The sequence below is a fragment of the Nitratireductor sp. OM-1 genome (assembly GCF_003296175.1).
GTDB classification, from domain to species: Bacteria; Pseudomonadota; Alphaproteobacteria; order Rhizobiales; family Rhizobiaceae; genus Nitratireductor; species Nitratireductor aquimarinus.
In genome coordinates this window covers 1,358,191-1,382,422 of sequence record NZ_CP029208.1, presented here as the reverse complement: position 1 = coordinate 1,382,422, position 24,232 = coordinate 1,358,191, and the positions used below count along the sequence as shown (strand labels likewise).

Annotated in this window: 21 protein-coding genes; 8 read left to right on the top strand and 13 right to left on the bottom strand. The window is 62.0% G+C overall.

Going from position 1 to position 24,232, the window contains the following annotated elements:
* On the bottom strand, nt 1-747 hold the full coding sequence (locus DEJ54_RS06565) for a 3-deoxy-manno-octulosonate cytidylyltransferase (RefSeq protein ID WP_113153859.1): 747 nt from the start codon (nt 745-747) through the stop codon (nt 1-3).
* Between the two features lie 197 nt (nt 748-944).
* On the opposite strand from DEJ54_RS06565, the gene DEJ54_RS06560 reads away from it, so the two are divergent.
* From DEJ54_RS06560 to DEJ54_RS06530, 7 genes are all read left to right on the top strand, one after another.
* Nucleotides 945-1,661, top strand: coding sequence for a cytochrome c family protein (locus DEJ54_RS06560; protein WP_113153858.1), 717 nt, complete (start codon nt 945-947; stop codon nt 1,659-1,661).
* A 155-nt stretch (nt 1,662-1,816) separates the two neighbouring features.
* Nucleotides 1,817-3,697 (top strand): extracellular solute-binding protein, encoded by a 1,881-nt coding sequence (locus DEJ54_RS06555; RefSeq protein ID WP_113156129.1) that lies wholly within the window; start codon nt 1,817-1,819, stop codon nt 3,695-3,697.
* Nucleotides 3,694-5,583 carry an extracellular solute-binding protein gene (locus DEJ54_RS06550; protein WP_113153857.1) on the top strand — a complete coding sequence of 630 codons (1,890 nt, stop codon included), beginning with the start codon at nt 3,694-3,696 and terminating at the stop codon, nt 5,581-5,583. The genes DEJ54_RS06555 and DEJ54_RS06550 overlap by 4 nt, the downstream gene beginning before the upstream one ends.
* A 54-nt stretch (nt 5,584-5,637) precedes the next feature.
* Nucleotides 5,638-6,750: a microcin C ABC transporter permease YejB gene (locus DEJ54_RS06545; protein WP_113153856.1), complete on the top strand. Its 1,113-nt coding sequence runs from the start codon at nt 5,638-5,640 to the stop codon at nt 6,748-6,750.
* Nucleotides 6,750-7,901 (top strand): ABC transporter permease, encoded by a 1,152-nt coding sequence (locus tag DEJ54_RS06540; RefSeq protein ID WP_113153855.1) that lies wholly within the window; start codon nt 6,750-6,752, stop codon nt 7,899-7,901. The genes DEJ54_RS06545 and DEJ54_RS06540 overlap by 1 nt, the downstream gene beginning before the upstream one ends.
* The gene (locus DEJ54_RS06535) at nt 7,898-9,529 is read left to right on the top strand and encodes an ABC transporter ATP-binding protein (protein WP_113153854.1); all 1,632 of its coding nucleotides are present in this window, start codon (nt 7,898-7,900) and stop codon (nt 9,527-9,529) included. The genes DEJ54_RS06540 and DEJ54_RS06535 overlap by 4 nt, the downstream gene beginning before the upstream one ends.
* A 16-nt stretch (nt 9,530-9,545) precedes the next feature.
* Nucleotides 9,546-10,496 (top strand): glyoxylate/hydroxypyruvate reductase A, encoded by a 951-nt coding sequence (locus tag DEJ54_RS06530; RefSeq protein ID WP_113153853.1) that lies wholly within the window; start codon nt 9,546-9,548, stop codon nt 10,494-10,496.
* Nucleotides 10,497-11,244: 748 nt separating this feature from the next.
* Here DEJ54_RS06530 and DEJ54_RS06525 read toward each other — a convergent pair.
* The 3 genes from DEJ54_RS06525 to DEJ54_RS06515 all read right to left on the bottom strand — a co-directional run bounded on the left by DEJ54_RS06525 (nt 11,245) and on the right by DEJ54_RS06515 (nt 13,985).
* Nucleotides 11,245-12,114 (bottom strand): NlpC/P60 family protein, encoded by an 870-nt coding sequence (locus tag DEJ54_RS06525; RefSeq protein WP_113153852.1) that lies wholly within the window; start codon nt 12,112-12,114, stop codon nt 11,245-11,247.
* Nucleotides 12,111-12,461: a MarR family winged helix-turn-helix transcriptional regulator gene (locus DEJ54_RS06520; RefSeq protein ID WP_113156128.1), complete on the bottom strand. Its 351-nt coding sequence runs from the start codon at nt 12,459-12,461 to the stop codon at nt 12,111-12,113. The genes DEJ54_RS06525 and DEJ54_RS06520 overlap by 4 nt, the downstream gene beginning before the upstream one ends.
* A 150-nt stretch (nt 12,462-12,611) precedes the next feature.
* Nucleotides 12,612-13,985, bottom strand: coding sequence for a M17 family metallopeptidase (locus DEJ54_RS06515; protein WP_113153851.1), 1,374 nt, complete (start codon nt 13,983-13,985; stop codon nt 12,612-12,614).
* Between the two features lie 121 nt (nt 13,986-14,106).
* On the opposite strand from DEJ54_RS06515, the gene DEJ54_RS06510 reads away from it, so the two are divergent.
* Nucleotides 14,107-14,931: a tetratricopeptide repeat protein gene (locus DEJ54_RS06510; protein WP_113153850.1), complete on the top strand. Its 825-nt coding sequence runs from the start codon at nt 14,107-14,109 to the stop codon at nt 14,929-14,931.
* 75 nt (nt 14,932-15,006) lie between these two features.
* On the opposite strand, the gene DEJ54_RS06505 is transcribed toward DEJ54_RS06510, so the two are convergent.
* The 9 genes from DEJ54_RS06505 to DEJ54_RS06465 form a co-directional block, all read right to left on the bottom strand.
* Nucleotides 15,007-15,996 (bottom strand): type II secretion system F family protein, encoded by a 990-nt coding sequence (locus DEJ54_RS06505; RefSeq protein WP_113153849.1) that lies wholly within the window; start codon nt 15,994-15,996, stop codon nt 15,007-15,009.
* 3 nt (nt 15,997-15,999) lie between these two features.
* Nucleotides 16,000-17,013, bottom strand: coding sequence for a type II secretion system F family protein (locus DEJ54_RS06500; protein WP_113153848.1), 1,014 nt, complete (start codon nt 17,011-17,013; stop codon nt 16,000-16,002).
* A gap of 43 nt (nt 17,014-17,056) precedes the next feature.
* Nucleotides 17,057-18,481 (bottom strand): CpaF family protein, encoded by a 1,425-nt coding sequence (locus DEJ54_RS06495; RefSeq protein ID WP_245447797.1) that lies wholly within the window; start codon nt 18,479-18,481, stop codon nt 17,057-17,059.
* Nucleotides 18,482-18,587: 106 nt separating this feature from the next.
* Nucleotides 18,588-19,865, bottom strand: a complete 1,278-nt coding sequence (locus tag DEJ54_RS06490) for a CpaE family protein (protein WP_113153846.1) — start codon at nt 19,863-19,865, stop codon at nt 18,588-18,590.
* Nucleotides 19,866-19,885: 20 nt separating this feature from the next.
* Complete coding sequence (locus DEJ54_RS06485) at nt 19,886-20,629, bottom strand: CpaD family pilus assembly protein (protein WP_113153845.1); 744 nt, start codon at nt 20,627-20,629, stop codon at nt 19,886-19,888.
* Nucleotides 20,630-20,643: 14 nt separating this feature from the next.
* Nucleotides 20,644-22,173 (bottom strand): type II and III secretion system protein family protein, encoded by a 1,530-nt coding sequence (locus DEJ54_RS06480; RefSeq protein ID WP_162742224.1) that lies wholly within the window; start codon nt 22,171-22,173, stop codon nt 20,644-20,646.
* Between the two features lie 62 nt (nt 22,174-22,235).
* Nucleotides 22,236-23,051: a Flp pilus assembly protein CpaB gene (gene cpaB, locus DEJ54_RS06475; protein WP_113153844.1), complete on the bottom strand. Its 816-nt coding sequence runs from the start codon at nt 23,049-23,051 to the stop codon at nt 22,236-22,238.
* A 201-nt stretch (nt 23,052-23,252) separates the two neighbouring features.
* The gene (locus tag DEJ54_RS06470) at nt 23,253-23,774 is read right to left on the bottom strand and encodes a prepilin peptidase (protein ID WP_113153843.1); all 522 of its coding nucleotides are present in this window, start codon (nt 23,772-23,774) and stop codon (nt 23,253-23,255) included.
* 155 nt (nt 23,775-23,929) lie between these two features.
* The gene (locus DEJ54_RS06465; protein ID WP_113156126.1) at nt 23,930-24,109 is read right to left on the bottom strand and encodes a Flp family type IVb pilin; all 180 of its coding nucleotides are present in this window, start codon (nt 24,107-24,109) and stop codon (nt 23,930-23,932) included.
* Nucleotides 24,110-24,232: the final 123 nt, after the last annotated feature.

The following is a 24,232-nucleotide window of genomic DNA, read 5'->3' as shown; positions in this document are numbered from 1 at the left end:
TCACATGTCCGTTTCTGCTAAAAGTCTGGTCCTGGCTTTTTCCAGGTCTTCGGGCGTGTCCACGCCAAGCGGCACCGAGGCCACGATCTGCGCATCGATGCGCATGCCGGCCTCGAGTGCGCGCAACTGCTCAAGGCGTTCGCGCCGCTCCAGCACCGAAGGCGGAAGCGAAACGAAGCGCTCGAGTGCGGCGCGACGATACGCATAGATGCCCACATGATGGTAGAGCGGCCCTTCGCCCCATGGCGCGGTGGCGCGCGTAAAATAGAGTGCGCGAAGCCGGCTGGCGTCTGCCGGGAGCGGCGCGCCAACGATCTTCACAACATTCGGATTGGTCTTTTCCGCCTCATCGGTGATCTCGACGCCAAGCGTCGCGATGTCGATCCCGGGATCATCCAGCGGACCGGCAACAGCGCGGATATCTTCCGGCGCGATGGTCGGCAGATCGCCCTGCAGGTTGATGACGCGTTCGCACGTGCCCTGCGGATCGAGCTTGCCCAGCGCCTCAAAAATGCGGTCAGAGCCGGATTCATGGTCGGAACGGGTCATCACCGCATCGAAACCGGCCTTCTCCACCGCATCGGCCACTTCCTGCGTGTCGGTGGCGACCGCCACCCGGCCAATGCCGCTTTCACGCGCCCGTTCGGCCACGTGCACGATCATCGGACGCCCCGCAATATCGGCCAGAGGCTTGCCCGGAAGACGGGTAGACGCCATGCGCGCGGGGATTATGATGAGGCTGGACATTGGGGCGCGAACTCTTTTGAAATGATAAAGTGGCAAAAAGTCTCACAGGGAAGTGCCTTATATGTGTTGCATGCGCGGAGCAAAAGCCCTAGTTTCCGCGCGATTTTACCGGCATCGGTCGAACGCGGGGGACACCGGCGCGGAAGTTTGGATCTTCACGCCGCCGCGAGCGTCCGGAATAGGGAGCCTCAGGGCGTATGAACTCTTTCGAACTCAACAAAATCCTCGGCGCGCTGCTTGCCGCCGTTTTCGTGGTCTTCTCGGTCAGCCTTCTCTCGGATGCGATCTTCGCTTCGCCGCCGCCTGCCACACCGGGCTACGCGATCGAGGTTGCTGAGGACGACGGATCGGGCGCGCCTGCAGAACCGGCCGAACCGGAATCCATCGCGCCGCTGCTCGCCTCTGCCGATGTCGCCAAGGGCGAGAACATCTTCAAGCGCTGCCAGGCCTGTCACACCGTTGATGACGGTGGCGCCAACAAGGTCGGCCCGAACCTCTGGGAAATCGTCGACCGCCCGATCGCCGGCCACGAAGGCTTTGGCTACTCGGCGGCCATGGAAGAATTCTCTCAGGGCGGCACCGTGACCTGGACCTACGAGAATCTCGACCACTTCCTGACCAACCCGAAGGGTTTCGTCTCCGGCACGGCGATGGCTTTCGCCGGTCTGAAGAAGATCGAGGACCGCGCCAACCTGATCGCCTATCTGCGTGAGAACGCTGCGACCCCGGTTGCCCTGCCCGATCCGGAGCCCGAGGACGAGGCTTCTTTCGAAGAGCCGCTTTCGCCGGATGAGCGCACGGACCTGACCGTGGAAGACGAAGATGCTTCGCTTCCCGCAGGCGTCAGCGACGACCCGGCCACGGGCGAGGAAGCTTCGGCCGACGAGACCGAAGGCGAAGCAACCGCCAACTAACGAAAATTTAATTTCGTGGAACTTGAAAAGCCGGTTTCGACCGGCTTTTTTGTTGTCCGAACATATAGTTTCCGGAAAACCACATGGCCCTTGCCATGTGCGGGCGATGGTCTACCTTTCGGCTGAGAACGAAAAACAATTATGAGGAGAATGCCATGCGGGTAATCGGTGCAACAGCAACAAGGGCGGCCTGCATGGCCGTGGCACTCTTGTTCGCCGGCACACCCGCAAGCGCCGAAGACGAATGGCTCACCAGTTCGTCCCTGATCGAGCCCGAAGGCCAGACAGGTGACTTTGAGCGATACGACTATGTGAACCCGGACGCCCCCAAGGGCGGCACGCTCAATTCCGTGGCGCTGGGCACGTTTGACAGTTTCAACCCGTTCATCGTGCGCGGCACGCAGGCTGCCGGACTGAACTATTTCGGCGGGCTGCTCTGGGACACGCTCATGCAGCAGTCGCTGACCGAGCCGAGCACCAGCTATCCGCTGATCGCCGAGGCGTTCAAGCATCCCGAAGACAATTCATCCGCAACCTACCGCATCGATCCGCGCGCGCGCTGGCATGACGGCGAGCCGATCACCGCAGAAGATGTGGTCTGGACGCTGAACATGCTCAAAAAGCACAGCCCGCAGCACACCCGCTATTTCTCCAGCGTGGTGGAGGCCGTGGCCCTTTCCGAGCGCGAGGTGGAGTTCCGCTTCGACCAGAAGGGCAACAAGGAGCTGCCGCACATCATGGGCGACCTGCCGGTTCTGCCCAAGCACTGGTGGGAAGGCACGGACGCCGACGGCAAGAAGCGCAATTTCACCCAGCCGACCCTGGAAAAGCCGCTGGGCAGCGGGCCATACCAGATCGAGAGCTTCAAACCGGGCTCGGAAGTCGTCTGGAAACGCGTGGAAGATTACTGGGCCGCCGACCTGCCGGTGAATGTCGGGCGCTACAATATGGATCGCCGCCGATACACCTATATTCAGGACGAGAACGCCGCCTGGCTGGCCTTCACCAAGGGCGGGCTGCAGGACATCCGCATAGAAAACCGCTCCCGGCGGTGGGCGACCGAATACAATTTCCCGGCCTTCAAGGATGGCGATGTCATCAAGCGCGAATTCCCGACGGGCGGTGCGGAACCGATGCAGGGCTTCGTGCTCAACACCCGGCGTCCGAAATTCCAGGATCGGCGCATTCGCGAGGCGCTGACGCTCGCCTTCAACTTCGAAGACATGAACCGCACGCTGTTCTTCGACAGCTACACCCGCACCGACAGCTATTTCGAAGGTTCGGAACTGGCGGCGACCGGCCTGCCGGAAGGGCGCGAACTGGAAATCCTCGAAGAGTTCAAGGACAAGCTGCCGGCAGAACTCTTCACCGAGGAATTCAGGCTCCCGGTCTACGACAATCCGCAGGCCGAGCGCACCTATCTGCGTGAAGCCATCAAACTCTTCTCCGAGGCTGGCTGGAGCATCAAGGGCGGCAAGATGACGAACAATGGCACCGGCCAGCAGTTCACCATCGAGTTCCTCGGCAACAGCCCCACCGACGAGATCACCACCGGTCCCTACATGGCCGCGTTGCGCAAGATCGGCATCGACGTGTCGCTGCGCATCATCGATCCCTCGCAATATGTGAACCGCATCCGCAATTTCGACTTCGACGCCGTGGCGAGCATTTTCGTCAACTCGCTTTCGCCGGGCAATGAACAACGCGAATACTGGGGCGCCAAGGCCGCCGACATTCCCGGTTCGCGCAATCTGGCGGGTGTGAAGGATTCGACCGTTGATGCGCTGGTCGAGAAAATCATCTACGCGCAGGACCGCGAGGAGCTGGTTGCGGCCAGCCGCGCGCTCGACCGCGTGCTCCTGTGGAACTACTACTGGGTGCCGCAGTGGCATGCGCCCTATATTCGCATCGCCTACTGGAACAAGTTCGGCATTCCGGAGAAACAGCCGGAATATACCGGTGTGGATCTGGAATCCTGGTGGATCGATCCCAAGCTTGAAGAGGCGCTGGCCGCCAAGTATCGGAGCCAGAATTGAGCCGCCCTGCGGCCCGACAGTGCGGCGCATCGCGCCGCACTTTTCTGGCCCTTGCCGGGGCAGCGGTGGCTGCCCCCCTTCTGCCGCACGACGTATTTGCCAGCGTCGAGACCGGCAAGCCGCTTCATGGCCTGTCGGCCTTTGGCGACCTCAAATACGCCCCCGGCTTCAGCCATTTCGACTACGCCAGTCCGGATGCCCCGAAGGGCGGAACGTTCAATTTCCAGCCCGGCTACTGGTACTACAATCAGAACGTTTTGACCTTCAACACGCTGAACGCTTTCGTGCGCACGGGCGACGCCCCGCCGCGCATGGAGATGTGCTTCGCCTCGCTGATGACGCGCGCCTATGACGAGCCGGACGCGATCTACGGCTTTCTCGCCGAAAGCGTGACGCTTTCCGAAGACCGGAATGGCTTCACCTTCGCGCTGCGGCCGGAAGCGCGGTTTCATGACGGTTCGCCGATCACCGCCGAGGACGTCGCGTTCACCTACACGCTGCTCAAGGAGAAGGGGCACCCCCAGCTTCTGCTGCCGCTCGCCGAGTTGACCGAAGCGCGGGCGGACGGGCCACACAGCGTGCACCTGCGGTTTTCCGGCCAGCAGTCGCGCCGCAACATCCTGACCGTCGCCACCTTCCCCATTTTCTCAAAGGCCTTTGTCGAGGAGAATGGCTTCGACAGTTCCCGCATCGTGCCGCTGCTCGGCTCGGGGCCCTACAGGGTGGGGAATTTCTCCGCCGGGCGTTTTGTTGAATACAAGCGGGTGGAGGACTACTGGGCGCGTGATCTGGGGCCGCTCAAGGGTTTCAACCATTTCGACACGGTCCGCATCGATTTCTATCGCGACCGCAATGCCGGTTTCGAAGCCTTCAAGAAGGGCGACGTCAACTGGCGACAGGAATTCACCTCCCGCATCTGGGCGACGGGCTATGATTTTCCGGCCATGCGCGAAGGGCGCGTTCTGAAGACGGAGATTCCCGGCGAGAAGCGCGGGCAGCTTTATGGCCTGGTGCTGAACCAGCGGCGTGAGCAGTTTCGCGATGTGCGGGTGCGCGAGGCCATCAGCCTGTGTTTCGACTTCGAATGGACCAACCGCAACCTCTTCTACGACGCCTATACGCGTTCGCATTCCTTCTTCGAGCGAGCGCCCTTCATGGCCGAGGGCGCACCTTCACCGGAAGAAGAGGCGCTTCTTGCCCGCTTCCGTGGCGAAGCGCCGGAGGCGGCCTTTGGCGAAGCGGTGATGCAGCCCGTTTCGGACGGATCGGGCCGCGACCGCAACAATCTGCGGCGCGCCCGGCAGCTTTTGACAGAGGCCGGCTGGACGCCGCGCGATGGCGTTCTCCACAACGAAAGAGGCACCCGTCTCACGCTTGAATATCTGGTGCGGGACGAGATCTTTCTGCGGCAGGATGCGAGCTTCGGCGAGAATCTGCGCGCCATCGGCATTGACGCTTCGACGCGGCTTGTCGACGCATCGCAATATCAAAGCCGGCAGAGCGCCTTCGATTTCGACATGATCTCCGCGGCGATCGGCATGGACGCCACCCCCGACGAGGAAGGGCTGGAACAGCTTTTCCATTCGCGAACGGCGGCTCTGGAAGGCTCCTACAACTTTGCGGGCATCACCGACCCGGTGGTCGACGAACTGATCGAGATCGCCGGCAAGGCCGAGAACCGTGACGACCTGAACGTAACGCTAAAGGTGCTGGACAGGGTCTTGCGCGCGCGGCGCGACTGGATTCCAAATTGGCACCTGACGAATCACCGTGTGGCCCACTGGGACATGTTCGGCTACAGCGACAACAAGCCGGACTACTTCTTCCCTGCGGAGGCTCTGTGGTGGTTCGATGAAGAAAAGGCGAAAGCGATTGGCAAGGCGTAAGGACGGCGTGGCAAAACTCCCAGCACTCCTGAACACGAAGAAAGCAGCAGACTGATGGGCGCGTATATTCTCCGTCGCCTGTTGCTGATGATCCCGACCCTGCTCGGCATCATGGCCATCTCCTTCATTGTCGTGCAGTTCGCGCCCGGCGGCCCGGTGGAACAGGTCATCGCGCAGATCACCGGTCAGGCCGGGGGCGCCGATGCGCGCATCTCCGGCGGTGGCGGCGATTTCGGCAATCAGGGCTTTGACGGCAGTTCGGTCGAAAGCAGCGGCGCGACCTCGAAATATCGCGGCGCACAGGGCCTCGACCCGGAATTCATCGCCTCGCTCGAAAAGCAGTTCGGCTTCGACAAGCCGCCGCTCGAGCGCTTTGGCCTGATGATCTGGAACTATGCCCGCTTCGACTTCGGCGAGAGCTATTTCCGCGACATCTCCGTGATCGACCTTATCCTTGAAAAGATGCCCGTCTCCATCTCGCTGGGGCTCTGGATCACGCTGATCTCCTACGGCATTTCCATTCCGCTCGGCATCCGCAAGGCGGTGAAGGACGGCTCGCCCTTCGACGTGTGGACCAGCGGCGTGGTGATTGTCGCCTACGCCATTCCCGGCTTTCTGTTCGCCATCCTGCTGATGGTGCTGTTTGCCGGTGGCTCCTTCTTCGACTGGTTCCCGCTGCGCGGCCTGACCTCCGACAATTGGGAAAGCCTTTCCTGGCCGGCGCGCATTCTCGACTATTTCTGGCACCTTGCCCTGCCGCTCACGGCCATGGTGCTGTCTGCCTTCGCCACGACGACGCTTCTGACCAAGAACTCGTTCCTTGACGAAATCCGGAAGCAATACGTGACCACCGCGCGCTCCAAGGGGCTTTCGGAACGGCAGGTGCTTTACGGGCATGTGTTCCGCAACGCCATGCTGATCATCATCGCCGGTTTTCCGGGCGCCTTCATCTCGGCCTTCTTCACCGGCTCGCTTCTGATCGAGAGCATCTTCTCGCTGGACGGGCTTGGCCTGCTCGGTTTCCGGTCGGTCATTGACCGCGATTACCCCGTGGTGTTCGCCAACCTCTACATCTTCTCGCTCATGGGCCTTCTCATCAGCCTGATTTCCGACGTGACCTACACGCTGATCGATCCACGCATCGACTTCGAGCGGAGGGATGTGTGATGTCGGACGTGCAGGTGCAAAGCGAGGTGGCGACGGCGCGCCGCCCGCAGTCGCGGCCATGGCTTTCGCCGATCAACAAGCGCCGCTGGCAGAATTTCTGCGCCAACCGGCGTGGCTACTGGTCGCTGTGGATCTTCCTGATCCTCTTCGTGCTGTCGCTGTTTGCGGAATTTCTCGCCAACGACAAGCCGATCCTCGCCTATTACAAGGGCGAGGTGCTCTACCCGGTTCTGGTCGATTATCCCGAGGAGAAGTTCGGCGGTTTCCTCGCCGTGACGGACTATCGCGATCCGATCATCTCCGAGGAGATCGATGCGAATGGCTGGATGGTCTGGCCGCCGATCCGCTACTCCTATCGCACGGTGAACAACGAGATTCCCGAGGCGGCTCCGGCCAAACCCTCCTGGATGTACACGAAGGAAGTGCGCTGCGAGCGGTATCCGCTGGGCGTGGATGACCCCGCCTGCACACCCGGAAACTGGAACTGGCTCGGCACCGACGATCAGGCGCGCGACGTGCTTGCGCGGGTGATCTACGGTTTCCGCATCTCGGTTCTGTTCGGTCTCATCCTGACCGCCGCCTCGGCGCTCATCGGCGTCAGCGCCGGTGCGATCCAGGGTTATTTCGGCGGCTGGACGGACCTTCTGTTCCAGCGCTTCATCGAGATCTGGTCGTCCATTCCGGTTCTCTACCTGATCCTGATCATCGCCGCCGTGCTGCCGCCGGGATTCTTCATCCTGCTCGGCATCATGCTTCTGTTTTCCTGGGTGGCCTTCGTCGGCGTGGTGCGCGCCGAGTTCCTGCGCGCGCGCAATTTCGAATATGTCAGCGCGGCCCGCGCGCTCGGCGTTTCCAACCGCACGATCATCTTCCGGCATCTTCTGCCGAACGCCATGGTCGCCACGCTCACCTTCCTGCCCTTCATCCTGAACGGTTCGATCACAACCTTGACTTCGCTCGACTTCCTCGGCTTCGGTCTGCCGCCGGGCTCCCCCTCGCTGGGTGAGCTGCTGCGTCAGGGCCAGCGCAATCTGAACGCCCCGTGGCTCGGCATTGCCGGCTTCCTGAGCCTCTCCATCATGCTGTCGCTGCTGATCTTCATCGGCGAAGCGGTGCGCGACGCCTTCGACCCGCGGAAGACGTTCAAATGAGCGAGCAGCCTCTTCTTTCGATCCGCGATCTCTCCGTTTCCTTCACGCAAGGTGCGCAGGAGACGCTGGCCGTCGACCATATCTCGTTCGAAATCGGACGCGGCGAAACCGTCGCCCTGGTGGGCGAATCCGGCTCGGGCAAATCGGTCTCGGCGCTGTCCGTGCTGCGGCTTCTGCCCTACCCGGCTGCCAGCCACCCTTCCGGCCAGATTTTCTACAATGGCGTCGACATTCTGGCCGCCGACGAGGCGACGCAGCGCAAGGTGCGCGGCAACGAGATCTCCATGATCTTTCAGGAGCCAATGACCTCGCTCAACCCGCTGCACACGATCGAGCGGCAGATCGGCGAGACGCTGAAGCTCCATCGCGGCATGGGCGACAAGGCCGCGCGCGACCGCACGCTGGAGCTTCTCACCCAGGTCGGCATCCGCGATCCTGAAAAGCGGCTCGATTCCTTCCCGCATCAGCTCTCCGGAGGCCAGCGCCAGCGCGTGATGATCGCCATGGCGCTCGCCAACGAGCCCGACCTCCTGATCGCCGACGAACCGACCACCGCGCTCGACGTGACGGTGCAGGCGCAGATCCTCGAGCTTCTGGCCGACCTGCGGCGCAAGAAGTCCATGTCGATGCTGTTCATCACCCATGATCTCGGCATCGTGCGAAAGGTCGCCGACCGCGTCTGCGTGATGACCGACGGCAAGATCGTGGAAAGCGGGCCGACGGAGCAGATCTTCACCAACCCGCAGCACGAATACACGCGCCATCTCATCGCCGCCGAGCCCAAGGGCCGCCCGCCAAAGGCCGATCCGAATGCGGAAACGGTGATGCAGGGCGACGACATCAAGGTCTGGTTCCCCGTGAAAAAGGGGCTCATGCGCCGCACGGTCGATTACATCAAGGGCGTCGACGGGGTCGACGTCACGGTGCGCGCCGGCCAGACGCTTGGCGTGGTGGGCGAGTCCGGTTCCGGCAAGACGACGCTCGGTCTTGCGCTTGCCCGCATGATCGCCTCGAAGGGCGAAATCCGCTTCGACGGACAGGAAATCGACAGGCTGAGCTTCCGCCAGATGCGCCCGCACCGGCATGCGCTGCAGGTGGTTTTCCAGGACCCGTATGGCTCGCTCAGCCCGCGCATGTCTGTCGCTGAAATCATTCAGGAAGGCCTGCGCATCCACCAGCCCGGCCTTTCGGCGGAAGAGCGCGACGCGATGGTCGTCGACGTCTTGAAGGAAGTGGACCTCGATCCCGAATCCCGCTTCCGTTATCCGCATGAATTCTCCGGCGGCCAGCGCCAGCGCATCGCCATCGCCCGCGCCATGGTTCTGAAGCCGCGCTTCGTGATGCTGGACGAGCCCACCTCCGCGCTCGACATGAGCGTTCAGGCGCAGGTGGTCGATCTCCTGCGCGATTTGCAGAAGCGGCACAATCTGGCCTATCTCTTTATCAGTCACGACCTGAAAGTGGTGCGCGCGCTCGCCAATGAGGTGATCGTCATGCGCGCCGGCAAGGTGGTGGAGGCCGGTCCGGCGGAGCAGATTTTCGATGCCCCGCAGACCGACTACACACGCGCGCTGATCGCAGCCGCGTTCAACATCGAAGCCACGCCCGGCGGCGTGGTCAGCGAATAAATCCAAGGGGCACGCCATGAGCACACCGCAGCGCGGTCGCGTCTTACTGTCTGTTACCGGCTTCAATCCGCAACGCTGGTACGATCTTCTTTCGCAGGAGCGGGACGTCGTTCTCGAACCCGACGGCGCGGAGGATCCGTCCATCGACTATGCGGTGGTCTGGAAACAGCAGCCCGGCGTGCTCGCCAAACTGCCGAACCTGAAGGTGATCTTCTCCATCGGCGCAGGCGTGGACCACATTTTCAATGACGATCAGGTGCCGGATGTGCCGATCGTTCGCGTGGTGGCGGAAAACCTCACCCAGTATATGTGCGAATATGTGAACTGGCGGGTGCTCGATCATCACCGCCAGGGCGCGCTCTACCGCACGCAGCAGACGAAGAAGGTCTGGCACGAGCCGCGCCAGCCGCCCGCCAACGAGGTTTCGGTGGGCATTATGGGGCTGGGCCAGCTCGGTGCCCGCGCCGCCGGGGCGCTTCTGGCGCTCGGCTTCTCGGTGAATGGCTGGAGCCGCACGCCCAAGGAGATCGACGGCATCGCCTCCTATCACGGCGAGGATGGCCTCACGCCTTTCCTGAACGCCACCGACATTCTGGTCGTGCTTCTGCCGCTCACGCCTGCGACCGACGGCATCGTGAATTACGGCCTGCTGTCACGCCTGCGCCAGGATGGGCCGCTCGGCGGCCCCTGCCTTATCAACGCAGGTCGCGGCAAACTCCAGCGTGAAGCCGACATTCTGCGCGCGCTGGAAGACGGTGTGCTGAAGGAAGCAAGCCTCGACGTGTTCGAGAGCGAGCCCCTCGCATCCGAAAGCCGTCTCTGGGAGCATCCGCGCGTCTTTGTGACACCGCATGCTGCGGCCACATCCGACCCGGCCCATCTGGCACCGCCAATGCTGCGTCAGATGAATGCGTTCGAACGCGGCGAGCCGCTTGAAAACCTCGTCGACCGCAAGGCGGGTTACTGAGGCGCTTCCGCTTTTCGTGAATCGCGAAAACGCTTCAATTCGTTCTTTTGCGTAAATCCGGGTGCCGACTTCAAAGCCCCCTTCTCCCCGCAAGCGGGGAGAAGGTGAGGATGAGGGGCGAGCGCCAGGTTCGGCGAACCACACAATATGGCGAGATTTTCGTGCGCGGTGTCAGCCCCTCATCCCCCTGCCGGGACCTTCTCCCCGCTTGCGGGGAGACGGAAGCCGTCATCCGGCCAGAGCGCTTCTGCGTTTCGTTGAAGCGCGAAAACGCGCCAATTCGTTCTTTTGCGTAAATCCGGATGCCGACTTCAAGGCCCCCTTCTCCCCGCAAGCGGGGAGAAGGTGAGGATGAGGGGCGAGCGCCAGGTTCTGCGAACCACACAATATGACGGGATTTTCATGCGCGGTGTCAGCCCCTCATCCCCCTGCCGGGACCTTCTCCCCGCTTGCGGGGAGAAGGAAGCCGTCATCCGGCCAAAGCGCTTCCGCTTTTCGTTGAATCGCGAAAACGCGCCAGTTCATTCTTTTGCGTAAATCCGGGCGCCGACTTCGAGGCCCCCTTCTCCCCGCAAGCGGGGAGAAGGTGAGGATGAGGGGCGAGCGCCAGGTTCGGCGAACCACACAATACGGCGAGATTTTCATGCGCCGCGTCAGCCCCTCATCCCCCCTGCCGGGACCTTCTCCCCGCTCGCGGGGAGAAGGAAGCCGTCATCCGGCCGGAGCGCTTCTGCTTTTCCTGGAATTGCTAGTCCTCTGAGACGCCCGGCCGGCGGTAATGCGTCGGCCGGCCATACAGCCGCTCGATCCGCTCGATGGCGTCTTTCAGCGGTTCGCGCGCGACGGTCATGGTGTTGCCATTGGCGTGCAGCATCATCTCGTGATCCAGCATGATCGCCACATGCCCTTTCCAGAACACAAGATCGCCGCGCCGAAGGCCATTCTCGCCGGGCTCGATCAGAACGCCGATGCTCTCGGCCTGCATGTCGGTATCGCGCAGCACCGTCTGCCCGGTCATGCGCATGGATGTCTGCACCAGCCCTGAACAATCGATGCCGAAGCCGCTCGTGCCACCCCAGAGATAGGGCGTGTGCAGGAAGCTCTCCGCGACCGAGACGTAATCATCCTGATGATCGTCGATCGCCCGCAGATGGCCCGCGAACATCGCCCCGCCCGTGGACAGGACCGCATAGCGCGTGCCGCGGTTCTCGACCATCCCGGCAACTTTCACTCCCGCGCCAAGGCTATGGGCGGCGACAGCCGGTTTTTTCAGTTCCGGCTCGGGATAGACGAAACTGCGCTGCGCGGTCACGCGGTGCGTGGGCGCTGCCACATCCGTGGCAAGCGACGTGGCGTCCACATAACCCACATAGCCGTCATGGTCGGCCTGCACCCACGCCCAGCCTTCGCGCTGCTCGAAAACACGCACCGTGTCTCCGTAGAGGAACTGGGTGTCGATGCCGGCGTCGGCGCGCGGCGCGCTGTGCACGTCGATGACAGGCGCGCTGACACGCGCAGGCGTGCCGGCGGTGAAACGCTCCGCTTCCACCGTGCCCTCAAGGCGGGCATCGGCAAGGTCCGCCCGGTGGGCGTGAAGGCGGCGGTCGAGTGTCGTCATAGGGGTAGCTCCGCAGCTTTGGCCACCATCACATCGCCGAACCGCTCCACGAAAAGCGCGCCTTCGACGGTGCGCTTGATCAGGACATTGCGGCGGTCGCTCGGGTCGCGGTGGCGTGAAACGAGTTTCAGTGCGCCCATCGTATCGAGGGCGCGGGTAATGACCGGTTTCGAGACATCCAGTTTTTCGGCCAGCCCCCGCACGGTGTGCGGCGGTGGGTCCAGATAGATCGTCAGCAGGATCGCAAGCTGGCGCTCGGTGAGGTCAGGCTCCTTGCCCTGCACCTCGGTGAGGCTGACCTGCTGCCACAGACGCAGCGCCTGGCTTGGCCTCAGCTGGACGGACATATCAGGACCTGCCTTCATGACGGCTTCCGGGCCGGCCACCGGGCCGGCGCGCTTTCGCGATGAAACAAAACCGTTTCGGTTCCGTTTCATTCATGCCGCGAAAGGCGCGCCGAGGCAAGCGCTCCCTGCGCTCGCGCCGCTGAACCTGATCTACTTGCCGTAACGACCCGCCAGAACGCGTTCGATGGCGCGAATGCCCTGCGCCTCGCCGCCGATGGCCGAATAGGGCTTGTCGGACGGGTTCCAGCCATAAATGTCGAAATGCGCCCAGCTCTTCGCCTTCTCCACGAAGCGCCCCAGGAACAGGCCGGCAATGGGCGAGCCCGCGAAACCGTCGAGCGAGACATTGTTCATGTCCGCGATTTTGGAATCGAGACGCGGCATGTATGGCTTCCACAGCGGCATGCGCCAGAGCGGATCAGACACCGCTTCGGAGGCTTCGGCCAGCGCATCCGCCAGCGCCTCGTCATCGGTGTAGAACGGCGGCACATCCGGCCCGAGCGCCACACGCGCGGCGCCCGTCAGCGTTGCCATGTCGATCAGGAGTTCCGGCTCTTCCTCATCGGCCAGCGTCAGCGCATCGGCCAGCACCAGCCGGCCCTCGGCATCGGTGTTGCCGACCTCGATGGTGAGGCTCTTGCGGCTCGTCAGCACATCACCCGGGCGAAAGGCATTGCCCGCCACGGCGTTTTCCACCGCCGGGATGAGCACGCGCAGGCGGATGTCGAGTCTCGACGCCATGATCATCGAGGCGAGCCCCAGAACATTGGCCGCGCCGCCCATGTCCTTCTTCATGAGCAGCATGCCGGCGGCGGGCTTGAGGTCGAGACCACCCGTATCGAAGCACACGCCCTTGCCAACCAGCGTGACCTTCGGCGCATCGTCCCGCCCCCAGCACATGTCGAGCAGGCGCGGCGCGGCTTCGGCAGCGCGACCGACCGCATGGATCATCGGCAGGTTTTTCTTGAGGAGGTCGTCGCCGGCGATAACGGTCATCGCCGCGCCGTGCTGGTCGGCCAGCGTGCGCATTGCCGCTTCCAGCGCGTCGGGGTCCATGTCGCCTGCCGGCGTGTTGATCAGATCGCGCGCGAGGAAGCTGCCGTCGGCAAGACGCTGGACGCGCTCGGCGTCCACGCCTTCCGGCAGCGCGAAACGAAGCGCGTTGCGCGGCTTCTTGCCATAGCGCGTGAAGGTGTAGGAGCCGAGCATCAGGCCGAGTGCCGCGAGCTCGGGCTCGGCCGGCTTGCCCGCGAAATGCCAGTCGCCTTCCGGCAGATGACGCGCCAGCGCACCGGCAGCAAGCGGGTTTGCGGCGTCAAGCTTGCCAAGGCCGAAGAACGCGCCGGCCAGCGCGCCATTCTCCCCCGGGATCGACAGAACCTTGCCCGCAGCGCCCGTGAAACCGTTCGATCTGGCCCAGGCGATTGCCGCTTCGGGCGCGCCGGACCTGTCGAGGCCATCCGTCTCAACCGCGTAGACCGGCAGCGATGAAGCCTCTTTCGAACTCAGGAGCGTGACGGGCATTTCTTGTCTCCACGTTTACGTTTCATGAAGCGTTTTAACGCTCCGTTAGGGTTAACAGAATATTGCTCTCTGATGAGAGTTGGCCGGAGGGCGGCCGAAGCCAATCGGAGGGCGCGCGCAGATGTTTACCGAACAGCGCACGAATGCAACCGCAAACAGGATAACCATGACGGCCCTGGCGCTCGTTATGGCAACGGCGATCGCCGGCTGCGCCAGCAAGGACCGGATGACCACCGGGTCTGTCAGCCGAAGCACGCCAGGTGCTGCGACCAATGTGGCCAGCATGACCGAACCGCAGTTGCGCAGCGCCGCAGACTCGCTGGGCCGCGCCTACACCAAGAACACCAAGGACAAAGCGACCGCCCTGCGCTACGCATCGGTTTTGCAAATGACCGGCCGCGCCGATCAGTCGCTTGCCGTGATGCGCAAGCTCGCCATCGACCATCCGCAGGATCGCCAGGTGCTGGCAGCCTATGGCAAGGCGCTGGCTGCCGCCGGCGAATTACAGCCGGCGCTCGACGCCGTACGCCGCGCGCAGACGCCGGAATATCCGGACTGGCGCCTCCAGTCTGCCGAAGGCGCGATCCTCGATCAGCTCGGCCAGAAGGATGCCGCCCGCGCTCTCTACACCCGGGCGCTTAACCTGCAGCCGAATGAGCCGTCCATCCTTTCCAATATGGGCATGTCCTATCTCTTGGAAGGCAATCTCAAATCCGCCGAGCATTATATGCGTCAGGCGGCGCAGAGCCCCGGCGCAGACAGCCGCGTGCGCCAGAATCTGGCGCTGGTGGTCGGCCTTCAGGGCCGGTTCGGCGAGGCCGAGCAGCTTGCCCGGCACGAGCTTTCGCCCGATCAGGCAGAGGCCAATGTGGCCTATCTGCGCGCCATGCTTTCGCAGCAGAATGCCTGGAGTCAGCTTTCCGACAAGAAGAAAAAACGCAACTGACCCAGCCGCGCACCGCACACGAAAAAAGGCCGCTTGATGCGGCCTTTATTTTTGAGCGCTTTGAAGGCAGGTGCCCTAGAACAGCCCCTGCTGTTTAATCTGGATGCCTGCCGGTCCGAGAATGACGGCGAACAGCACAGGGATGAAGAAGAGGATCATCGGAACGGTGAGCTTCGGCGGCAGCGCGGCCGCTTTCTTCTCCGCCTCGTTCATGCGCATTTCGCGGCTTTCGTCCGCCAGAACCCGGAGCGCATGGCTGACCGGCGTACCATAGCGCTCGGCCTGGATCAGGGCCTGTGTGACGCTCTTCACGGTTTCGAGCCCGGTGCGCGCGGCCAAATTCTCATAGGCCTGCCGGCGCTCCTGCAGGAACGACAGTTCGGCAGTGGTGAGCACAAGCTCCTCGGCCAGTGCGACCGACTGCGCGCCGATCTCGTCCGAGACCCTGCGGAAAGCTGCCTCGATGGACATGCCCGATTCAACGCAGATCAGCATCAGGTCCAGCGCGTCGGGCCATGCAAGCTGGATCGACTGTTTGCGCTTGGTCGCCAGATTGCTGACATAGAGCACAGGCGCATAGAAGCCGGCATAGGCAGCGATGAGGCAGACGAACAGTTTCACGAAGAAGGGCTGTTCCGGAAGCGCTCCCATGCCGAAAATGTAGATCCCCGCCAGCGCCAGCGTTGCAAAAGGCAGCGTAAGACGGAAAAAAAGGAACTTGGTCAGCGGGTTCTGCCCGCGGAAACCGGCCGTGCGCAGCTTGGCCATGGTGGCCTCGTCGGCAAGCGCGCGGCGCAGGTCGAGCTTGTCGACGATGGCCCGCATGCCGACGGACTGCTTTTCGCGCAGGCCCCGGCGGCGCTGGTCAGCTTCAGCCGCGAGACGGGCGCGCTGGCGGGCGCGCAGTTCCTCGCGCTCCAGCGCCACATTCTTCATGCGCGATTTGAGCGGGTCCCCGCCAAAGGCAGGCAAAAGGGTGAACACGGTCGCAAAAACCGCGACCGCAACCAGTATCGCGATCAGGAAGCTTGGATCGATAATACTTCCAATGGCGTCTGCGGGCATTGCCTAAACCTCGAAGTTGATCATGTTCCGCATCACGATAATGCCGATTGTCATCCAGAGCCCCGAGAAGCCGAGGATCAGGTGCCCGGTGCTCGTCGTGAAGAGCGGGGTGATGTAGGTCGGGCTTGTGAGATAGACCAGGAACGCAACGACAAACGGCAGGGCGCCGATGATCACTGCGGATGCCTTGGCTTCCATGGAAAGCGCCTGCACCTTTGCTTTCATCTTCTTTCGATTGCGCAACACCCGCGAAAGGTTGGCCAGCGCTTCGGAAAGATTGCCGCCAGCCTGTGCCTGAATCTGGATCACGATGCCGAAGAAATTCGCTTCAGGGCAGGGCATGGTCTCCCCCATCCGCAGGCAGGCTTCCGGCGTTGAGATGCCCATCTGCTGGGCCTCAACGATGCGCCGGAACTCCGTGCGGACCGGCTCCTGCGATTCACTGGCGATCAGGCGAATACCGTCATTGATGGGCAGACCGGATTTGACCGCACGCACGATCACATCGAGCGCGTTCGGGAACTCGTTGAGGAAGGCTTTCACGCGGCTGCGCCGCTTGAAGGCGACGAACCAGCGCGGAAACCCGAGCACGCCCACGATCAGTATGCCGGGCAGGACCAGAAGCGGCACGCCGAGGATGAAGGCAATGAGCGTGAGAACCACGCCACTGACGCCCGAAACGACATGAAAGCGCTCCGGCGTGATCTCCATGCCGGCCTGTTTCAGCTGCAATTTCAACGGCGGCTTGCGAACCTTGCTGTCGCGCTTCTTCTGCCGGTCGTCGAGTTCCTTGAGCGAATCCTGAATGGATTTGCGCCGCTTCGCCACTTCGGCGACGCGATCCCGCGATGCCTTGATCGCGGACTGGTCGGTCTGCGCCTTCTTGACCGTTTCAAGCCGGCGGTCGACCTTCTTTTCGCTGGCGATGTTGTTGAACATCAGCGCATAGGCCACCGCCCCGGCGCTGCAACCGGCCAGCAGAATGAAGGCGATCATGGTTATGTCCAGGCCGAACATCGCCTACCCCCTGTCGCCTGAGAAATCGGAAGCTGCGGTCATGTCAGCCAGTCTTCCTTTCCATGCCCTCCAGCGCCGTCGCGAGGCGCTGCTCCTCACCGTAATAGCGGGCGCGATCCCAGAAGTGCGGGCGGGCGATGCCGGTCGAGACATGATCGCCGATGATCTTGCCGTTCGCGTCCTCGCCCTTCATGTCGTAGAGCATCAGATCCTGCGTGATGATCACATCGCCTTCCATGCCGATGACCTCGGTGATGTGCGTGATGCGGCGCGAACCATCGCGCAGGCGGCTCGCCTGAATGATCACGTCCACCGAACCGACGACGATCTCGCGCACGGTGCGCTGCGGCAGCGTGAATCCACCCATGGCGACCATGGATTCGATACGGTTCAAACACTCGCGTGGATTGTTGGCGTGAATGGTTCCCATGGAACCGTCGTGACCGGTGTTCATGGCCTGCAGAAGGTCGAAAACCTCCGATCCGCGCACCTCGCCGACGATGATGCGTTCGGGACGCATGCGCAGACAGTTGCGCACCAGATCGCGCATCGTCACCTCGCCCTCGCCTTCCAGATTTGGCGGGCGGGTTTCAAGCCGGACCACATGCGGCTGCTGGAGCTGAAGCTCTGCGGAGTCCTCACAGGTGATGATGCGCTCATCGGCGTCGATGAAATTCGTCAGGCAGTTGAGCAGCGTCGTCTTGCCCGAACCCGTGCCGCCTGAGATCAGGATGTTGCAGCGGACGCGGCCAATGATCTTGAGGAGTTCGGCGCCTTCCGGCGAAATCGCGCCGAAACGGACCAGCTGATCGAGCGTCAGCTTGTCCTTCTTGAACTTGCGGATGGTGAGCGATGCGCCATCAATGGCCAGCGGCGGCGCGATGACGTTGACACGCGAACCGTCTGGCAGACGCGCGTCACAGATCGGGCTCGACTCATCCACACGGCGGCCGACCTGGCTCACAATGCGCTGACAGATGTTGAGAAGCTGCTGGTTGTCGCGGAAGCGCACGCCGGTCTGCTCGACCTTGCCGTTCACTTCGATATACACGCTCTCCGCGCCATTCACCATGATGTCGGCGATGTCGTCGCGGGCGAGAAGCGGTTCCAGCGGGCCGTAACCGAGTACATCGTTACAGATATCCTCAAGCAGTTCTTCCTGCTCGGAAATCGACATCGCGAAATTCTTGATCGCGATGATGTCGTTGACGATGTCGCGGATTTCCTCACGCGCACTGTCCGGATCGAGATTGGCGAGCTGCGAGAGGTCAATGGTCTCGATCAGCGCCGAGAAAACCTGGCTCTTCGTGTCGTAATAGGCTTCGCTGCGCGTGCGTGTCGACGAGGCTGGCTTTGCCGATGAAGATTTCTCGGCACGGGCAGGCTCCTGACGCGGCCTGGCCGTGGCGGCGGATGGCGGAAGATCGGGTTTGGAGGCCCGTGGTGCTTCCGGGCGCTCCGGCGTCATGACAGCCGCATTACCCGAAACGGGTTTCGGGATCTCAATATGCGGCGTTGCAGAATGCGGGACGCCGGCCCCTCTCTTTCCGAACATCTGACGCTACCAATCCGTATCAGCTTTTGCGTTTCAGCCGTTCCAGAATGCTGGACAGGCCGCTCTTTTTCTGCGGCTTCACCTCGCGACGGCCGGTCAGCACATGGGCCAGCTCGTTGATCGTTTCCACGATCGGGCTCTTGGCATCCATCTCGCCGAGCATGCGCCCGTTATTGGCCGCATTGCCGAACAGCTGCGGCTCGAACATGATCGTCGCCGCCGGCGTCACGCCGAGCGGTTCGGCGAAATCTTCCAGCGAGATTTCCGGACGTTTGGGGATGCCCGCCTGATTGAGCAGCAGCACCGGCGGCTTGTCGTTCGGGCGCAACTGCTTCAGCGTGTCGATCAGGTTTTTCGTGTTGCGCAGATTGGCCAGATCCGGCGTCGCCGTGATGACCACCTCATCGGCCTGCGCGAGTGTCGTTCTCGTCCAGCCATTCCACACATGAGGCACATCCAGGATCAGAACCGGCGCGGTGCGCTGCGTGGTGTCGATGATCTGGGCAAATGCCTCCGGATCGAAATCATAGACCCGGTCGAGTGTCGACGGCGCCGCCAGAAGCGAGAGACGCTCGGCGCACTGCGACAGAAGGCGGTCGAGATAAACCTCGTCGATCCGTTCTGGCGAGAACACGGCTTCGGCGATGCCCTGGGGCGGGTCCTGATCGAAATTGATGTTGGCCGTGCCGAAAGGCAGATCCATGTCGGCCACCACAACCTCGTTCTCGAACAGGTTGGAAATGGCCCAGGCCACATTGTGCGCGATGGTGGACGAGCCGACGCCGCCCTTGGCTCCCACAAACGCAATGGAATGGCCGAGAGGCTCGGCCGTCGGATCGACAAAGATGTTGGCGATGACGCTCACAATGTCGGCCATCGAGATCGGCGCGACCACATATTCCGAGATGCCGGCGCGCATCAGCTCACGATAGAGCCACACATCATTGTAGTGCCCGACAATGATGACCTTGGTGCTCGGGTCGCAGACTTCGGCAAGCTGCTCCAGCGAGGCGAGCATCTCGCGCGGCTCGGCGGATGATTCCACGATCACCAGGTTCGGCGTTGCCGCCGTCTGGTAGAACTCCACCGCAGTGGCAACGCCCCCCATGTGGACCTTGAGGTGCGTTTTCGCCATGCGGCGATCCTCACCGGCCCGTTCGATCGGATTGGACACGCTCTCGGTGTCGCAGAACGCCTGGATCGAGATCCTCGGGATCGGGCGAAGAGACTGCAAATTGGGATCGGGCGCATCCACAGTGTATGCCTCGTGATCCGTTTCATAGGCCAGATTGCTCATTTTATGCCTCTTGCCCCCGCCTAGTACTGGACTTCTCGGTTGCCGCGGAAATCCTCGGAAACCGCGCCGGCGTCGTAATTGCTGTCCGAACCACGATACTTGTCGATCACCCCCATCCGGTTTTCCGCATCAATCGGCGTCTGCTGACGTGGACCGAGGAAATCGTTGGGATTGGCCACCTGCGCGGCGAGATTGTTCTGATAGGAACAGCCGAAATTCGCGTAATGCTTGTTATCCGTGGTGTCGAGAATGTCTTCTGGCCACCGGCCACACTGGTTGGTGGATGCTCTGATCGCGGGATAGGACACGCGGATCGGCGGCGCAGTATCTGCCGACGGCGCCCGGTAGGAAACGACCGCAATGTTCTCGGGCGGCACGCCATGCTTCTGCAGCTGCCGCGTAATCTGGGAAGCGATGTTGGACGCCCCGCGCTCATTGACGGAACCGGTCGGAACCAGCACCGTGACCGTGCCGCCGGACCGCCGGTCGTAACCGCTCATGAAGCCGGCAAGCGTGCCGGCCTGGCCACGCGTCATGCTTTTGGCCGAGACGGCGACCGGCAAATCGATCTTCTGATCCTTCTCGGAGATCACAATCGGGTGGTTTGTGCGGTAATCATCCGGAATGGAGCCGACGATCACCGAGTCCCGCTTCGCGGCACAGCCAGCCAGCAGGGCGGCAGCGCCGATGAGGAGGACAGCACCGGTCGTTTTCAGCCGTGCGGTATTTCCAGTCTCATGTTTCATCATGACCACCCCCGACATGACCTTCTCCCCGCTCACTTGTAGATGTAGCCGACAACGCCGTGGTAGCGGCCATTGGGCAGATCGGTTTTCATGGTTCCGTAGACGCGGTTCACCCGGCCCAGGAACATGCCCGCGCCATCGCTGGCAGGCGTGAAATTGTCATCCGGCTTGGCAAGCGCCGTGCGCGCCGTGGGCTTCGACAGATACGGCGTGACGATGATCACCAGCTCGGTCTCGTTGCGCACGAAGTCGCGGCTGCGGAACAGTGCGCCAAGCACCGGCACCTTCGATAGACCCGGCACACCGGTGAATGCTTGACGCACATCGTCCTGCACCAGGCCGGCAATCATCATCGAACCGCCCGACGGTAACTCGACAGTGGTGTCGGCCAGTCGCTTGCGGATGGAAATGATGTTTGTTCCCTTCGACCGGATGCCCTGAGAAAGCGCAACCGAGCCCTGTGTGGTGGGTTCGGAAACCTGTGTCCTGATTTTCAGGCTGATCCGGCCGGCAGAGAGAACCGTCGGCAGGAACTCAAGGCCGATACCGTATTCGACTTTCTGAATGTCATACGTCGTCTCGCCTGTCTTGTTCTCATCTGAAACTGCGGAACTCACACCCTTGACGAGATTGAACTCGCCGCCGACCCGGAACGTCGCCTTCTCGCCGGACACGGCCGTCAGCGCCGGTTCGGCCAGTGTCTTCATGACACCTGCCTGTTCCATCGCGTTGACATAAGCGTCAATCAGCGAGCCGCCGACAGAGAAGCCACTGTGCGACAGCGACTTGCCCAGACCGGCGAAATTGTCACTGATCGCTCCCCAGGTGATGCCGTCGACGTTGCCGGAGCCGATCATGTTCACGCCGAGCTGCTTCATGACGGAGCGGCTGACCTCGGCGACCGTCACCTTCAGCGTGACCTGGTCCTCGCCGATGATCTGCAGCATATTGACGATGCGGCTCTGCTGGCGCTGTTTGTCCGGGTTGTTGATGGCAACACCACCACCATCGGTCGGTGCAGCGGCGCTTTGCGAATACTGACCCGTGGTCGCCTCACCGCCGCTCACGAAGATCTGCGCAAGCTGAGCTGCGCGCGATGCATCGAGCGGCGTCTCGACTGTTCCGGTCAGCACCACATTGTCGTTGATGAGTTCGACATCGATGTCGGAGTTCGGGATGAAGCGTTTCAGATAGTCTTCCAGGCCCGCAACGTCCCGCTCGACCGCCACGTCGAGGCTGGCGATCTGCTCGCCATTCGCGCCGAAGACGAAGATATTCGTTTCACCAACCTGCTTGCCGAACAGATAGATCCGGCGCGCGGTGCGGGTGACGGCGTCTGCAACGGACGGATTGGCGACGAGAATGTCATAGGCGTCGCTTGGCAGGTCCAGCACCAGCGACTTGTTGAGGCCGAGCTTAATGCGCTGGGTGGCGCTGCTGCTCCTCGTCTTGACCGTGTTCTGCGCCGCATATGCCTCGCTCGCGGGCATGGCGATCTGCAGGGACAGCGCTGCTGCGCAGCCCAGAAGAACACGTGCGGTCAGTCGTGATGTTGTGCCCATAATCCGCCCCGTTTTTTTAACGCCCGTATTTTTCACGGAAGTTCCCCTGCTGGCGCGCCTGATCATTTACGGGTCCCCACTTCGGTCACTTCACCCGACTTGATAAGGCGGACACTGTTGCCACGGCCCCGACCGGACACGAGGTAAGCGCCGCTGGCGTCCGCCTCTTCGCCGGTGTCGGTAATTGCCCTCAGCGAAAGCGTAAGGCGGTCGGCCATCTGCTGCGCCACGGTGATGATTTCGGCCTGCTCCGGCGTGAGCTCCAGCGTGGCGGTCTCACCGACCTTCACGCGGCGGCCTTCCTCATCTTCCTGAATGGTCTGGTCGATGGCGAGGATCTTGATGTTCTTGAGGATGGTCTCGGTGATGAAGCCATTGGCCGAATCTTTGTCCTCGGCCCTTCGGGTCATGATGACGTCAACGAAATCATTGGGCAGAATGAAGCCACCGGCCGACGTGTCGGCTGCGATCTGCGTGGCGACGGCGCGCTTTCCCGATGGCAGAATCGCCGACATGAAGCTCATGCCCTCGCCGATCAGCTTGGAACGCCGCAACGGCTCGCCCGTATAGAGGTTCACGCGGGCGATGGAGTTGCGCAGTTCCTCCAGAGCCTCGGGGCTCTGGTCGCGAACGATCATGTTTGCGTTGATGTTTTCTCTGGGCCAGGCCTGCCAGTTCAGCCCGCTGCCCAGTTCCGAGCCCATGGGAACGTCCTGGCCGATGACCAGCACATCGACGAGATCGACCGTCGGTTCCGGCACGCTGGCCTGCACGGCCGGCTGCTGCGGTTGCGGCGCAGTCAGGTTTTTGGCCACATATCCGGCGCCGAGAGCAGCCAGTACGGCCACACCCAAAATGACGATCCGGGATTTGCTCATGACTTCCGCCCCTCGTGCTCGGACTTACCTTGCGTGAAGCGGAGAATGGGCTTCCAATCGTCAAATTATGGTTAACGTGAAGCTTACAGACGTTATTAATTTAGTGTTGACCGGTCGTCGGATGCCGCTTCGCTCCCCAAAAAAATACCCCGGTGAAACACCAGGGTATCTGCCGATCCGTCAAAGCTGTGAGGCGAAGGACTAACCGCCTGCCAGTCGCGCAACGGCCCATTGCATGATCGGTGTTTCCGGATAGGAGACCAGCCCCGCAATCCCGAGCGCGATGCCATAGGGAATGCCTGCCTTGCCATTGGCCAGATGCTGCAGAAGCGCATTGCCTCCGGCAAAATGGGCCAGGGGGGAATTCCTGAAATAGACAAGCGCCAGCGTCAGGACGCCGCCGAAGATCGCCGCGAAGACAAGATACTGGACGAGCGCCACACTCAGCCCAAACCATACGGCGGTGGCCGCCAGCAGCTTCGCATCCCCGCCCCCCATGCCGCCAACCGCGAACAGAACGAATGTGACGCTCAGCACCAGCGCACCAGCGGCCATGTGAAGACCGATCTGCGACCAGTCCATGCCGGTGAAAGGCGCGATGACGGCAAAGGCCGCCAGAAGGATCAGCGAAACACGATTGGCGATGGTCATGGAGAGAATGTCCGAGACCGCCGCAAACACCATGCAGAATGGAAATATGACGAAAATTGCCGCTTCAAGCATATGACCTTGCCCCGATTTTTGAGCATTCTGCGCGAGCGGGCTTAAGACTTGGTGAAATGCGCGAAAGCGCCCTGTGGCGTGGCTCCGGAAACAAAAAAACCGCCTCCCTTGCGAGAGGCGGTTTCGTTTGGGAGACTATCCCCCGAAAGCGTGGCTTAGTTGACCGTCGCAGCGTCGAGCTTACCGCCGACTTTGCCAAAGATACCCGAGATGCTCGTGCCAAGTTCGCCTGCAGCCGTGATGATGCCCACAGCGATCAGAGCGGCAAGCAGACCGTATTCGATTGCGGTTGCGCCGGACTCGTCCTTCAGGAAACGTGCAAACAGATTAGCCATTTTGTAAAACTCCTCTTCCGCGTTTTTGTTCAGCAAGACCGTCAACGTTTTTTCGTGTGTTGATCGGATGTGCAGAACATACGAAGGAGCTCTTTCAACCAGCTTAAGAAACAGCCTTACCAA

Coding starts and splice junctions, on each gene's coding strand:
- DEJ54_RS06565 (WP_113153859.1), bottom strand. CDS start 747: ATGTCCAGCCTCATCATAATCCCCGCGCGCATGGCGTCTACCCGTCTT.
- DEJ54_RS06560 (WP_113153858.1), top strand. CDS start 945: ATGAACTCTTTCGAACTCAACAAAATCCTCGGCGCGCTGCTTGCCGCC.
- DEJ54_RS06555 (WP_113156129.1), top strand. CDS start 1,817: ATGCGGGTAATCGGTGCAACAGCAACAAGGGCGGCCTGCATGGCCGTG.
- DEJ54_RS06545 (WP_113153856.1), top strand. CDS start 5,638: ATGGGCGCGTATATTCTCCGTCGCCTGTTGCTGATGATCCCGACCCTG.
- DEJ54_RS06540 (WP_113153855.1), top strand. CDS start 6,750: ATGTCGGACGTGCAGGTGCAAAGCGAGGTGGCGACGGCGCGCCGCCCG.
- DEJ54_RS06535 (WP_113153854.1), top strand. CDS start 7,898: ATGAGCGAGCAGCCTCTTCTTTCGATCCGCGATCTCTCCGTTTCCTTC.
- DEJ54_RS06530 (WP_113153853.1), top strand. CDS start 9,546: ATGAGCACACCGCAGCGCGGTCGCGTCTTACTGTCTGTTACCGGCTTC.
- DEJ54_RS06525 (WP_113153852.1), bottom strand. CDS start 12,114: ATGACGACACTCGACCGCCGCCTTCACGCCCACCGGGCGGACCTTGCC.
- DEJ54_RS06520 (WP_113156128.1), bottom strand. CDS start 12,461: ATGTCCGTCCAGCTGAGGCCAAGCCAGGCGCTGCGTCTGTGGCAGCAG.
- DEJ54_RS06515 (WP_113153851.1), bottom strand. CDS start 13,985: ATGCCCGTCACGCTCCTGAGTTCGAAAGAGGCTTCATCGCTGCCGGTC.
- DEJ54_RS06510 (WP_113153850.1), top strand. CDS start 14,107: ATGTTTACCGAACAGCGCACGAATGCAACCGCAAACAGGATAACCATG.
- DEJ54_RS06505 (WP_113153849.1), bottom strand. CDS start 15,996: ATGCCCGCAGACGCCATTGGAAGTATTATCGATCCAAGCTTCCTGATC.
- DEJ54_RS06500 (WP_113153848.1), bottom strand. CDS start 17,013: ATGTTCGGCCTGGACATAACCATGATCGCCTTCATTCTGCTGGCCGGT.
- DEJ54_RS06495 (WP_245447797.1), bottom strand. CDS start 18,481: ATGACGCCGGAGCGCCCGGAAGCACCACGGGCCTCCAAACCCGATCTT.
- DEJ54_RS06490 (WP_113153846.1), bottom strand. CDS start 19,865: ATGAGCAATCTGGCCTATGAAACGGATCACGAGGCATACACTGTGGAT.
- DEJ54_RS06485 (WP_113153845.1), bottom strand. CDS start 20,629: ATGTCGGGGGTGGTCATGATGAAACATGAGACTGGAAATACCGCACGG.
- DEJ54_RS06480 (WP_162742224.1), bottom strand. CDS start 22,173: ATGGGCACAACATCACGACTGACCGCACGTGTTCTTCTGGGCTGCGCA.
- cpaB (WP_113153844.1), bottom strand. CDS start 23,051: ATGAGCAAATCCCGGATCGTCATTTTGGGTGTGGCCGTACTGGCTGCT.
- DEJ54_RS06470 (WP_113153843.1), bottom strand. CDS start 23,774: ATGCTTGAAGCGGCAATTTTCGTCATATTTCCATTCTGCATGGTGTTT.
- DEJ54_RS06465 (WP_113156126.1), bottom strand. CDS start 24,109: ATGGCTAATCTGTTTGCACGTTTCCTGAAGGACGAGTCCGGCGCAACC.